Origin of the sequence: Azospirillum sp. INR13 (genome assembly GCF_015390205.1) — a bacterium.
GTDB lineage: Bacteria > Pseudomonadota > Alphaproteobacteria > Azospirillales > Azospirillaceae > Azospirillum.
In genome coordinates, this window is record NZ_VUOI01000004.1 from 1 (window position 1) to 12,329 (window position 12,329).

Annotated in this window: 9 protein-coding genes and 5 pseudogenes; 11 read left to right on the plus strand and 3 right to left on the minus strand. The window is 67.9% G+C overall.

What is annotated here, in order from left to right; all coding sequences use genetic code 11:
- Positions 1 to 338: 338 nt before the first annotated feature.
- The 5 genes and pseudogenes from F1643_RS04565 (at position 339) to F1643_RS04585 (ending at position 5,682) form a co-directional block, all read left to right on the plus strand.
- On the plus strand, positions 339 to 878 hold the full coding sequence (locus tag F1643_RS04565) for a DUF3576 domain-containing protein (RefSeq protein ID WP_194911194.1): 540 nt from the start codon (positions 339 to 341) through the stop codon (positions 876 to 878).
- A 71-nt stretch (positions 879 to 949) separates the two neighbouring features.
- Positions 950 to 3,519 (plus strand): annotated as a pseudogene (gene leuS / locus F1643_RS04570) (leucine--tRNA ligase).
- On the plus strand, positions 3,506 to 4,063 hold the full coding sequence (gene lptE, locus F1643_RS04575; protein ID WP_194911197.1) for an LPS assembly lipoprotein LptE: 558 nt from the start codon (positions 3,506 to 3,508) through the stop codon (positions 4,061 to 4,063). The pseudogene leuS and the gene lptE overlap by 14 nt, the downstream one beginning before the upstream one ends.
- 18 nt (positions 4,064 to 4,081) lie before the next feature.
- Positions 4,082 to 5,107, plus strand: a complete 1,026-nt coding sequence (holA, locus tag F1643_RS04580) for a DNA polymerase III subunit delta (protein ID WP_194911199.1) — start codon at positions 4,082 to 4,084, stop codon at positions 5,105 to 5,107.
- A gap of 47 nt (positions 5,108 to 5,154) precedes the next feature.
- Entirely contained in the window at positions 5,155 to 5,682 is a 528-nt protein-coding gene (locus F1643_RS04585; RefSeq protein ID WP_194911209.1) for a tryptophan-rich sensory protein, read from the plus strand.
- 10 nt (positions 5,683 to 5,692) lie between these two features.
- Here the strand turns inward: F1643_RS04585 and F1643_RS04590 are convergent.
- A pseudogene (locus tag F1643_RS04590) lies at positions 5,693 to 6,730 on the minus strand (lysine-2,3-aminomutase-like protein).
- Between the two features lie 66 nt (positions 6,731 to 6,796).
- Here F1643_RS04590 and F1643_RS22265 point away from each other — a divergent pair.
- From F1643_RS22265 to irrA, 5 genes and pseudogenes are all read left to right on the plus strand, one after another.
- Positions 6,797 to 6,886, plus strand: a pseudogene (locus F1643_RS22265) (glycerophosphoryl diester phosphodiesterase); the annotation flags it as partial.
- 109 nt (positions 6,887 to 6,995) lie between these two features.
- A pseudogene (locus F1643_RS22270) lies at positions 6,996 to 7,244 on the plus strand (glycerophosphoryl diester phosphodiesterase); the annotation flags it as partial.
- A 178-nt stretch (positions 7,245 to 7,422) separates the two neighbouring features.
- Positions 7,423 to 7,542, plus strand: coding sequence for a hypothetical protein (locus tag F1643_RS24420; protein ID WP_370540481.1), 120 nt, complete (start codon positions 7,423 to 7,425; stop codon positions 7,540 to 7,542).
- A 243-nt stretch (positions 7,543 to 7,785) separates the two neighbouring features.
- Positions 7,786 to 9,182: pseudogene (locus F1643_RS04600) on the plus strand (NAD(P)H-dependent flavin oxidoreductase).
- Positions 9,183 to 9,419: 237 nt separating this feature from the next.
- On the plus strand, positions 9,420 to 9,851 hold the full coding sequence (gene irrA, locus F1643_RS04605; protein ID WP_304488770.1) for an iron response transcriptional regulator IrrA: 432 nt from the start codon (positions 9,420 to 9,422) through the stop codon (positions 9,849 to 9,851).
- A gap of 14 nt (positions 9,852 to 9,865) precedes the next feature.
- On the opposite strand, the gene F1643_RS04610 is transcribed toward irrA, so the two are convergent.
- Positions 9,866 to 10,102, minus strand: coding sequence for a hypothetical protein (locus F1643_RS04610; RefSeq protein ID WP_194911211.1), 237 nt, complete (start codon positions 10,100 to 10,102; stop codon positions 9,866 to 9,868).
- Entirely contained in the window at positions 10,099 to 10,329 is a 231-nt protein-coding gene (locus F1643_RS04615) for a hypothetical protein (protein ID WP_194911213.1), read from the minus strand. The genes F1643_RS04610 and F1643_RS04615 overlap by 4 nt, the downstream gene beginning before the upstream one ends.
- Positions 10,330 to 10,805: 476 nt before the next feature.
- Between F1643_RS04615 and F1643_RS04620 the strand changes: the two genes are divergently transcribed.
- Positions 10,806 to 12,272: a histidine kinase dimerization/phospho-acceptor domain-containing protein gene (locus F1643_RS04620; RefSeq protein WP_255542417.1), complete on the plus strand. Its 1,467-nt coding sequence runs from the start codon at positions 10,806 to 10,808 to the stop codon at positions 12,270 to 12,272.
- Positions 12,273 to 12,329 lie beyond the last annotated feature (57 nt).

Sequence of the window (12,329 nt, forward strand, 5' to 3'; positions counted from 1 at the left end):
CATGATTGTTGCCTCCATCCTGGCAGCAGATGTTTCAGCCTGGTTGACGTCCTGGCTGAGACTTTCGTACGCACCCCGGCCCTTGCCAGCAAGCGGCAAATCTCCGGGATTGCTGCATTGGGGGGACAGTGTGTCGCACGGAGCACACTAAGAAGGGGGGCTCCGGCCTGTCCGCCACAGTCGAGCAGGGCAGGGACGGACTGTTGTCGTCCTGTTGTGGCGGGGCGGGGCAAAGACGCATCCGCTGTTGCGTGGGGCCGTCCACTTATGGTCTGTTCACCGGCATTCCGCGCGTGACTCGCGCGCGGCAACCCCTTTTCTGAACCGGGTTCCCGACCATGCGCCGTTCGACCGCCCTTCGCCTTGTCCCTGTACTGCTCGCGGCTTCCGTCTCGATCGCCGGCTGCGCAAGCTGGGGCGGCAAGACCGAAACCGTCGAAGAGCAGATGAAGAACAAGGACTACAAGTTCGGCAGCCTGCTCGGCACCGACGGCGGCCTGAACCTGTTCGGCAAGAACAAGCGCGGCGGCGACCAGGACAGTGCCGGCGGCATCGGCGTCAACAGCTTCCTGTGGCGCGCCTCGCTCGATACGCTCTCCTTCATGCCGATCGCCTCGGCCGATCCGTTCGGCGGCGTGATCCTGACCGACTGGTACACCCCGCCCGATTCGCCGAACGAGCGCTTCAAGGTCAACCTCTACATCATGGACCGCCAGCTGCGCGCCGACGGCGTCCGGGTTTCGGTGTTCAAGCAGCAGCGGACGGGCAACGACTGGCGCGACATCAACGTCGGTCCGGAGACCGCCGGCCAGCTGGAGGATGCGGTGCTGACCCGCGCCCGCCAGCTTCGCGTGTCGCAGAACGCCGTCGCCCGCTGACGCGGCGGCCTATCTGGGGCGGCCCGAAGGGCCTTCGAGTATCTGGTACAACGGAAAACGGCGTCGCGCTCATGTCGCGTTATAATGTCAAGGAAACCGAGGCGAAGTGGCAGGGCGTGTGGGACGGCAAGGGCTGTTTCACCGCGCGCGAGGACGCCTCCCGACCCAAATACTATGTGCTGGAGATGTTCCCCTATCCGTCGGGGCGCATCCACATGGGCCACGTCCGCAACTACACCATCGGCGACGTGATCGCGCGCTTCAAGCGCGCCAAGGGCTTCAACGTCCTGCACCCGATGGGCTGGGACGCCTTCGGCCTGCCGGCCGAGAACGCCGCGCTGGAGAAGAAGGTCCATCCGGCCGCCTGGACGCGCGAGAACATCGCGACCATGCGCGGGCAGCTGAAGACGATGGGCCTGTCCATCGACTGGGACCGCGAGATCGCCACCTGCGACGTGGAGTATTACCGCCACGAGCAGAAGATGTTCCTGGACTTCCTGAAGGCGGGCCTCGCCTACCGCAAGGAATCCTGGGTGAACTGGGACCCGGTGGACAACACCGTTCTCGCCAACGAGCAGGTGATCGACGGCCGCGGCTGGCGCACCGGCGCGCTGGTCGAGAAGCGCAAGCTGTCGCAGTGGTTCCTGAAGATCACCGCCTATGCCGAAGACCTGCTGAAGGGCCTGGAGACGCTGGACCGCTGGCCCGAGCGCGTCCGCATCATGCAGGAGAACTGGATCGGCAAGTCCACCGGCGTCCGTTTCCGCTTCCCCATCAAGGGCGCGAGGAGGAGCTGGAGGTCTTCACCACCCGGCCCGACACGCTGTTCGGCGCCTCCTTCGCCGCGATCTCCCCGAATCACCCGCTGGCGGCCGAACTGGCCGCGTCCAGCCCGGAACTGGCCGAGTTCATCGCCGAGTGCAATCGGCTGGGCACCAGCGAGGAGGCGATCGAGACGGCGGAGAAGCGCGGCTTCGACACCGGCCTGAAGGTTGTGCATCCCTTCGATTCGTCGTGGGAACTGCCGGTCTACGTCGCCAACTTCGTGCTGATGGAATACGGCACGGGCGCGATCTTCGCCTGCCCGGCGCATGACCAGCGCGACCTGGATTTCGCCCGCAAGTACAACCTGCCGGTCCGTCCGGTGGTGATCCCGGCCGATGCCGACCCGGCCGCCTTCGAGGTCGGGACCGAGGCCTACACCGGCCCCGGCGTTCTGCGGAACTCCGCCTTCCTCGACGGACTCGACACCGAGTCGGCGAAGGAGGAGGCCGGCAAGCGGCTGGAGGCTGCGGGCCAGGGCGAGCGCACCACCCAGTACCGCCTGCGCGACTGGGGCGTGTCGCGCCAGCGCTATTGGGGCTGCCCGATCCCGGTGATCCATTGCGGCTCTTGCGGCATCGTCCCGGTTCCGGACGACCAGCTGCCGGTCGTGCTGCCGGAGGACGTGACCTTCGACAAGCCCGGCAACCCGCTGGCCCACCACCCGACCTGGAAGCACACCAGCTGCCCGACCTGCGGCAAGCCGGCGCTGCGCGAGACGGATACCTTCGACACCTTCATCGAGTCGTCCTGGTATTTCGCCCGCTTCTGCTCGCCGAAGACCGAGGATGCGGCTTTCACCCGCGAGTCGGTCGATTACTGGCTGGGCGTCGACCAGTATATCGGCGGCATCGAGCACGCGGTCCTGCACCTGCTCTACAGCCGCTTCTGGACGCGCGCGCTGAAGACCTGCGGCTACCTGAACCTGGACGAGCCGTTCACCGGCCTGTTCACCCAGGGCATGGTCAACCACGAGACCTACAAGGACGCCGGAACCGGCGCCTGGCTGGCCCCGACCGATCTGACGAAGAACGACAAGGGCGAGTGGGTCCGGGCCGACAGCGGCGCGCCGGTCAATGTCGGCCGCGTCGAGAAGATGTCGAAGTCCAAGAAGAACGTGGTGGACCCGGCGCACATCATCGGCACCTACGGCGCCGACGCCGCCCGCCTGTTCATGCTGTCCGACAGCCCGCCGGAACGCGACCTGGAATGGACCGAGGCCGGCATCGACGGCGCCTGGCGCTACATCAACCGCCTGTGGCGGATGGTGACCGAGACTCCGGTGGAACTGCCCGCCGCCGGGACGCCCGCGCCCCAGTCCTTCGGTCCGAAGGCCGAGGCCGCCCGCCGTCTGGTCCACAAGACCATCGCCGGCGTGTCGGAGGATCTCGACAAGTTCCGCTTCAACAAGGCGGTCGCCCGCGTCCGCGAACTGTCCAATGCGCTGGGCGAACTGGACGGCAAGGGCGAAGGCGAGGCCTGGGTCCTGCGCGAGGGCTTCGAGTCGCTGGTCCGCCTCGTCGGTCCGATGATGCCGCATCTGGGCGAGGAGCTGTGGGCGCAGCTGGGCCACGCCACTTTGCTGGCCGACCAGCCCTGGCCGGAGGCCGACCCCGCCCTGGTGGTGGAGGACAGCGTCAAGGTCGCGGTCCAGGTCAACGGCAAGCTGCGCGCCACGCTGGAACTGCCGCGCGACATGGACAAGGATGCGGCCGAGCAGGCGGCGCTTGCCGATGCCAACGTCCAGCGCGCCATGGACGGCAAGCCGGCCCGCAAGGTCATCGTCGTCCCGAACCGGGTGATCAATGTCGTCGTCTGATTCCAGATCGTTCCGCCGGAGCCGGTTCCGGCAGACCGCTGCGCGGGGGCTGTTCGCCCTCGCGCTCGGTCTGTCCGCCATATCCCTGTCGGGATGCGGTTTCCAGCCGCTTTACGGCGGCAAGGGCGTCGGGGCCGCGGCGGCGGACCGGCTGATGGAGGTCGACATCGCGTCGATCCCCGACCGGGAAGGGCAGAAGCTCCGCAACCTGCTGATCGACAACTTCTATCCGTCGGAGCGGCCGAGCAATCCGCGCTACCGGCTGGACGTGGCGTTGTCGGCGTCGGAGCAGAAGCTGGCCCTGCAGAAGGATGCCACCGCTGTGCGCGCCCAGCTGCTGGTCAACGCGCCCTACCGGCTGACCGACACCCGGACGGGGCAGGTGGTGTTCCAGTCCAGCTCTCGTTCGATGATCAGCTACAACACGCTGGAGCAGCATTACGCCGCCATCGTGACGGTGCAGAACGCCTATGACCGGGCGCTGGAGGACATCTCCAACGACATCACCACCCGCGTCGCCATGTATCTCGGCCGTGGGTCCTGACCGGCAGGAGATGTTCGGGTGAAGCTTCAGCCCAAGGCGATCGACGGTTTCCTGCGCAGCCCGGACCCCAAGGTCCGGGCGGTGCTGCTTTATGGCCCCGATTCGGGCCTCGTGCGCGACCGTGCCCAGACGCTGGGCAAGACGGTGGTAACGGACCTGTCCGATCCCTTTCGGGTTGCCGAATTCCTCGGTCGCTCACTGGCCGACGATCCGGCGCGGCTGGCGGACGAGGCCGCGGCGATCTCCTTCACCGGTGGCCGACGCCTGATTCGCGTCCGCGACGCCGAGGACAACAGCACGGCCGCCTTCACCGCCTTTCTCGAAAACCTGCCGCCGGGCGACAGTCTGGTGGTGGTCGAGTCGGGCGACCTCTCGGCCCGCTCCAAGCTGCGGCTTCTGTTCGAAGGCGCCGACGGTGCCGCCGCCATTCCCTGCTATGTGGAGGAGGAGGCGTCGCTCGGCCGGGTCATCGCCGATATCCTGCATGGACATGGCCTGACCGCCGATCCCGACGCGCTGAGCTTCCTCGCCGCCAACCTCGTCGGCGACCGCATGGTCGCCCGCGGCGAGGCGGAGAAGCTGGCGCTCTATATGGGTGATGCCAAGCGCGTGCGGCTGGAGGATGCCCAGGCCTGCATCGGCGACAGCGCCGCCCTGTCGATGGACGAGCCGGTATGGGCGGCGGCGGAGGGCGATTTCGCCACCCTCGACCGCTCGCTGGCGCGGCTTTTCGCCGAGGGCACCTCGCCGGTGCCGATCCTGCGCGGCGCCCAGCGCCATTTCCAACGCCTGCAGCTGCTCTGCGCCCAGATCGCCGCCGGCAAGTCGCCGGAGGCCGCCGTCGAGTCGCTGCGCCCGCCGGTCTTCTTCAAGCTGAAGACCCGGCTGGTCAGACAGGCCCGCCACTGGTCGCCCGGCCATGTCCGCCAGGCGCTGGAACGGCTGGTCGACGCCGAGGCCGACTGCAAGCGCACCAACATGCCGGACGAGACCCTGTGCGCCCGCGTGCTGTTCCAGCTCGCTTCGCTGGGTGCCCGGCGATAACGGGGCGCTGACTTGACCGTTGGGGGCCGCGCGCTATCTCGCGGGGCATGAGCCACGCCACCTACACCGCGCCACCGCCCGCCCCCTTCCGGGTTCGCTGGTGGCAACCCCTGCTGTTCTGGGTCATCGTCAACGCCTGGGGCTTCGTCGAGCGTGGCGGCCAGCCCTTTGCCGGGCATCAGCCGTCGCCGTCGCAGCCGCCGGGCTGGGCCTTCCCGGTGATGTGGTTCACGCTGAACGTCTTCCAGATTTGGGGCGACATCCGCCTGCTGGACCCGGCACGGCGAATCCGCGACCGCCGCATGCTGATCGGGCTCCAGGCGGTGACCTGGGCGATCTACGCCACTTTCAGCTTCGTCTACTTCACGCTGGGCAGTTCCATCCTCGCTGCGGCCTGGACCGTGTCCTTCTTCGTCATCACCTCCATCTGCATCGCGCTGGTGGTGCGGGACGACCGCAGCATAGCATTGATCTGGACGCCACTGATTCTGTGGACCGGCTTCGCATCGGTCGTCGGCATCCACAACGCGCTCATCAACCCCGATCCGCTGTTCGGCACGCCGGCCCTGTGGTGAGGCCGCCGCCTCAGCCCCGATAAGCGTGGACCCGGCCGGTGAAGTCGGTCACCTCATAGCTTCCGTCGCCCTTGTCTTCGATCCAGGTCCGGGCGGCGGGGGCCTTGCCGTGGCCGCGGGGATGTCGAGGACATAGGTGGGCTGGCACAGGCCCGACAGCCGCCCGCGCAGTCCGGCCACCAGCGCCTGCCCCTCGGCCAGGGTCGGGCGGAAATGGCTGGTTCCGGCGGCAAGGTCGGGATGGTGCAGGTAATAGGGCTTCACCCGGTTTGCGCACCATGCCGCGGAACAGGGCCTCCAGCGCCGCATGGCTGTCGTTGATGCCCTTCAGCAGCACGGTCTGTCCGACCAGCGGGATGCCGGCTTCAACCAATCGGGCGAGAGCGGTGCGCACCGGCGCGGTCAGTTCGTCGGCATGGTTGATGTGGACGGCGATCCAGGTGGCGAGGTCGGGGGCGATCAACGCTTCGACCAGTTCGGGCGTGACCCGGTCGGGGTCGGCGGCGGGGATGCGGCTGTGCAGGCGGACGACGCCGACATGGGGCATGGCCGACAGCGCCTGGACGATCCCGCGCAGCCGGCGCGGCGACAGCAGCAGGGGATCGCCGCCGGTGATGACGACCTCCCACACCTCCTCATGATCGCGGATATAGGCGAGCGCCGCCTCCAGCTCGTCGGCGGTCAGCGCCTCCCCGCCCGGACCGACCATCTCGCGGCGAAAGCAGAAGCGGCAATAGACCGCGCAGGCATGCAGCGGCTTCAGCAGCACCCGGTCGGGGTAGCGGTGGACGATGCCCTTCACCGGGCTGCGCGCCACATCCCCGATGGGGTCTTCCATCTCCTCCGGCGTGCTGTACGCCTCGGCGGGGGAGGGAACGTACTGGGCGTAGAGCGGGTCCTGCGGATCCGTACGTCCGGCCAGCGTCTCGCGCAGGTACGGGGTCAGCGCCACGGCGTAGCGGTCGGCGACCGTACGCACGGCGTCGCCGGCCTCCGGCGTCATCAGCCCGGCGGCCACCAGATCGGAAACGCTGTGCAGGGCCTTCATCGCTCTTTCCCGTCTCGACGGAATGGGTCATGTAGGAAAGCGACCGCTCTTACTCCTGCGAGACCCATGCTGTCGACTCTTCCCCGCCTGATCGGCCATCGCGGCGCCAAGGAAAATGCGCCGGAAAACACGCTCGCCTCGATCCGGGAGGCTGCCCGCCAGGGCGCCCGCTGGGTCGAGGTGGATGTCATGCTGACCCGCGACCTGCCGCCCGGTGCTGATCCACGACGACACGCTGGACCGCACCACCACCGGCACCGGCCCGGTGCCGCTCATGGATCTGGCGGACCTGCGGCAGCTCGACGCCGGACGCTGGTTCGATGCCGGTTTCGTCGGAGAACAGGTGCCGACGCTGGAAGAGGCGGTGGCGCTGATCCACGACCTCGGTCTCGGCCTGAACCTGGAGATCAAGCCCTATCCGGGGCAGGAGGAGATCACGGCGGAGGTGGCGCTGAACACCCTGCGTCCGCTCTGGCCGTCCGACCGGCCGCTTCTGCTGTCCAGCTTCGAGGTGCCCTGCCTGGAGGTTGCGCAGCGGCTGTGGCCGGAAATCCCCCGCGGCTACCTGCTGTGGGATCCGCCGGCCGACTGGGGCTGCCATCGCCGACCGCATCGGAGCGGCGACCCTGAATGTCGACCAGAAGCGCCAGACGGCCGACAGTGTGGCGGAATACCGCGCCACCGGACGGCCGGTGCTGAGCTATACCGTCAACGATGCCGACCGGGCGCGAACGCTGTTCGGCTGGGGGGTGTCCGCGGTCTTCACCGACGCACCGGGCCGCTTGGCGCGGGAGTTGGGTGCGGATGCCTGACGATGTGCCGGAGGAACGGTCGACACGCTGACGCTTCCGTTCGCAACTGCGGCAAATCGTGAACGTTTTTTGCGCGAGGGGCTGAATCCGCTCGTAGGGCGGGCCAATTCCTCATATATAGAACCGCGTTGGCGATCCCGCCGGAACCCACGTGGATTCCGGCGGAGCTTTTCGTCGTCTGGTTGTCCGCCGCTTTTGATCCGGTGTCCCGCAGGGCGCCACGTTCGGTCTTTGGAGGGTTCGTTGAAGGCGTTGAAGCCGTTGCAGATGTCCGGCCGGGAGGTTTTGCCGCTCGTCGAGGGTGGCAAGGGTATTGCCGTTTCCAACGGCGAAAGCTCCGGCGCCTGGGCGGCAGCCGCGGGATTGGCACCTTTTCGGGTGTCAACGCCGACAGCTACGATGAGAACGGCAACCTTCTGCCGCAGATCTACAAGGGCAAGACCCGGCGCGAGCGCCACAACGAGCTGATCGCCTTCGGCATCGAGGCGGCATCGCCCAGGCGCGCATCGCGCACGAGACCTCGAACGGCAATGGCCGCATCCACATGAACGTCCTGTGGGAAATGGGCGGGGCGGAGCACATCCTGCACGGCGTGCTGGAAGGCTCCCAGGGCCTGATCCACGGCGTCACCTGCGGCGCCGGCATGCCCTACAAGGTTGCCGAGATCGCGGTGCGCTACGGCGTCCATTACTACCCGATCGTATCGTCGGCCCGCGCCTTCCGGGCGCTGTGGCTGCGCGCCTACCACAAGTTCCGCGACCATCTGGGCGGCGTGGTCTACGAGGATCCGTGGCTGGCCGGCGGCCACAACGGCCTGTCCAACTCCGAAGACCCGCAGAAGCCGGAGGATCCGTTCCCCCGCGTCCTGGCCCTGCGCCAGATGATGAACAGTTTCGGCCTGAACGACACCCCCATCGTGATGGCGGCGGCGTCTGGTGGCTGTCGGAGTGGGAGGACTGGATCGACAACCCGGACCTGGGGCCGATCGCCTTCCAGTTCGGCACCCGTCCGCTGCTGACCCAGGAGAGCCCGATCTCCATGGCGTGGAAGCGCAAGCTGGTCGCGCTGCAGGCGGGCGACGTCTTCCTGAACCGCTTCTCTCCCACCGGCTTCTATTCGTCGGCGGTGAAGAACCCCTTCCTGCTGGACCTGATGGGCCGGTCGGAGCGCCAGGTCGCCTATCTGTCCAAGCCGGTGGGCGAGCATTCGGCCGAATTCCCGGTCGGTCCGCGCGGCCGTCCGGTCTATGTGACCGAAAGCGACAAGCAGCGCGCCGAAGGCTGGCTGTCCCAGGGATTCACCACTGCGCTGAAGACGCCGGACAGCACGCTGGTCTTCGTCACCCCCCAGCAGTCGGAGAAGATCCTGCACGATCAGGTCGACTGCATGGGCTGCCTGTCGGCCTGCGGCTTCTCCAACTGGGCGCAGAACGAGGAAGGGACGACGGGCAAGCGCGCCGATCCACGCTCCTTCTGCATCCAGAAGACGCTTCAGGCGGTCAGCCCACACCGACGACTGCGAGAACCAGCTGATGTTCGCGGGGCACAACGCCTACCGCTTCGCCAGCGATCCCTACTACAACGACGGCTTCATCCCGACGGTTGAAGCAACTCGTGGAGCGGATCGCCACCGGTTACTGACCGGCCGCGATACCGGACCGACAGGGCCGCCGGCGGGTGACTGCCGGCGGCCTTTGCATTGGACGGATCCGGTTGACGCCTGTCCGGTCGATGCCTGGCCGGTTGACGTCGGTGCGACAATAACTTGCGCCGCCTTTCCGAATGGTTTTACAGTTGAACGGACTGCGGCCTAGTGCCGCGGTCCTGTCCCGGACCTTCGTGTCCGCCCCCTGTGTCGACCGTACGGGTGCCGCGCCCATGATGACCGCCGAACGCCCCTTCAAGCGAGCCCTCGACCGGCTGAACGGCGCCGGGCTGCGCCCGACCCGCCAGCGCCTCGGCCTTGCCCGGCTGCTGTTCGAAGGCTGCGACCGGCACGTCACCGCGGAACAGCTGCATGGCGAGGCATTGGCAGCCGACCTGCCGGTGTCACTGGCGACCGTCTACAACACGCTGAACCAGTTCACTTCCGCCGGTCTGCTGCGCGAGGTGGTGGTGGAGGCCGGCAAGTCCTATTTCGACACCAACACCAGCGACCATCATCATTTCTTCGTCGAATCCACCGGCCGGCTCGAAGATATCCCTGCCGACCGCCTGATGGTGCAGAACCTGCCCGCCGCCCCGGCCGGCACCCGCGTCGCCCGCGTCGACGTTATCGTCCGCCTGATCGAGGACGACGGTACGGCCTGATCAAGCTTCACCGTTCAGCGTTCGCCGTCCGGCACGCTCGGGCTGGAGGGGCGGTCGACGAAGGGCCAGCGCATATAGGCGAAGACCCAGACGGCGACCACGTTCAGGTACGGGAACAGCAGCAGCAGGATCCACAGCGGGCTGCGTCCGGCCTTCGCCAGCACCCAGCCGCCGGCGATCAGCGTGTAGGTCGTGACGATCGACCCGATCAGCAGTTCCCAGAAGCCCAGATGGATGATGGTGTCCGTCATGCCGTCCTCCGCGCCTTGACCTTGCGGGCTTCGCGCACCGGCAACACCGGCCAGCGGCTGTGCGCCATCACGCCGATCGCGACCACATGACCCAGCGGCAGCAGTGCGAACAACGCCCACAAGGGCGAGAAGCCCGCTCGGCGCAGGATGCGTGCCATTGGCCAGACGATGGCAAGTTGGAACAGCATAAGCCCCAGAAGCGGGCTGTTGACGTAATCCTCAAGCATGCCGGCCCGGACCCTCCTCCCCATGGTTGAGGGGCAGAGAAGCGCGAGCCGCCGGCTTTGTCGAGCCAAACTTTTCCCGCACCGGCATTCCGGCACCGGCCACCGCTCCACAAGTTCCCACCCGCATCAGGAGAGCACGAGCGTGAAATCACCCGGCAGGGCATGCTACAGTTTGCCGCGTCCGGCCGAACCGGCTTGACGCTCTCTGGAATTCAGCTGCGGCGGACCCTTGCCTTTGACGGATTTCTCCGAACCGGCCGGCACCGCGCGCGGATGGTGGCGGCAGTTGCGATCGGGTGCGTCGTCCCTGTCCCCGGTGGCCGGCATGCGCATCGGCCTGCTCGCAGCGGTTATCGCCGGCTTCTGGCTGGTGGCCTACGCCGATCTGGAGCGTACCCGCGACCGGGCGCTGCAGGACGGTTTGCGCCAGACCCGCCAACCTGTCCAGCCTGCTGGAGGAGGATGCCCGCCGGGCCATGGTCGTGGCCGGCTATTCCCTGCATGCAATCACGGAGGGTGGGCAGATTCCCGCCCATCTGCTGGCCGAAACGGCTTGGGCGCCGGGCGCCAACGCCGGACCGGGTCTGGCGTTGAGGACGCTGCTGATCCTGGAGCGGGATGGCCGGGTGCGGCAGGCGGCAGGCATGGATACCTCGGTGCCGGTCGCCGGAACCCCGCTGGCCGAGGCGGCGGCCGGCGGATCGGCGGCCTTCGTCGGACCCTACCGGGAGGCCGCCGGCGGCTGGCGCGCGGCCATGGTCCGGCCGCTGGCGGACGGCAGTGGCGTGGCGGTGGCGGTGCTCGATCTCGACCGCTTCACCCGGCTCTATGCGACGCAGAACGTTGGACCGCTCAGCATCATCCTGTTCTATCGCGAGAATGGATCGGTCCTGGCCTATTCACGGGCCGGATTGCCGCTCGACCGCGACCGCGCCGCCTTTGCGGGATTCCTGCCCCGCCTGCCCGCCGACGAAACCGCGCGGACGCTGTCCGGTTTCGATCCGGCGGAAGGGCGCGAGCGGATCGGCACCGTCCGCCGGGTGGCGGGCCTGCCGTTCTACGTCTATGTCCGCATCCGGACCGACGATGTGCTGGCCGGCTGGCATGCCGACCGCTGGAAACGCGTGCTGGAAACCGCCGCGGTGTCGGTGGTGGTCATGCTCCTGGCCCTGCTGGCCTTGCGGCAGCTCGGCCGGCTGGAGACGACGACCCAGGCGCTGCGGGCCAGCGAACGCCGGTCGCAGGCCCTGTTCGACAGCAGTTTCCAGATCATGGGGCTGCTATCCCCCGATGGGCGGGTGCTGGCCTTGAACCGGCCGGCCTGTGCCCTGGCCGGGCTGCCGGCGGAGGCGCTGATCGGGCGCCGCGCCTGGGAGTTCCGCGGCTGGGCCCGGACCGGCGAGCTGGCCGAGTCCTTCCGCCAATCGATCGGAAAGGCGGCGTCCGGCCGACTCGTCCGCTACGAGACCGACGTGATTGCCGATGGCGTCACCCGGGTGATGGATGTGACGATCAAGCCGGTCTTCGACGACCGCGGCGCGGTGGCCTTGCTGGTGATCGAGGCGCGCGACATCACCGAACGGGTGGAGGCGGCCGAACGGCTTGCCGCCGCGCTCGACCAGGCGGAAGCCGCCAACCGCGCCAAGAGCGCCTTCCTGGCGACCATGAGCCACGAGCTGCGCACCCCGCTGAACGCGATCATCGGCTTTTCGGACATCATGCTGCACGAGCTGTTCGGTCCGCTGGGCAGCCCGCGCTATCACGACTATGCGCGTCATGTGCAGAACAGCGGGCGCCATCTGCTGGACCTCATCAACGACGTGCTGGACATGTCGAAGCTGGAGGCCGGGCGCTACACGCTGGACGAAAGCTGGCTGGAGCCGGCCGACGCCATCGACACCTGCGAGCGCTGGCGGCGGTCCCGGCCGATGCCGGCGGGGTAACGCTGGAGAGCGACTGCGGCCCCGGCCTGCCCAAGCTGCTGGCCGACGAGCGGGCCC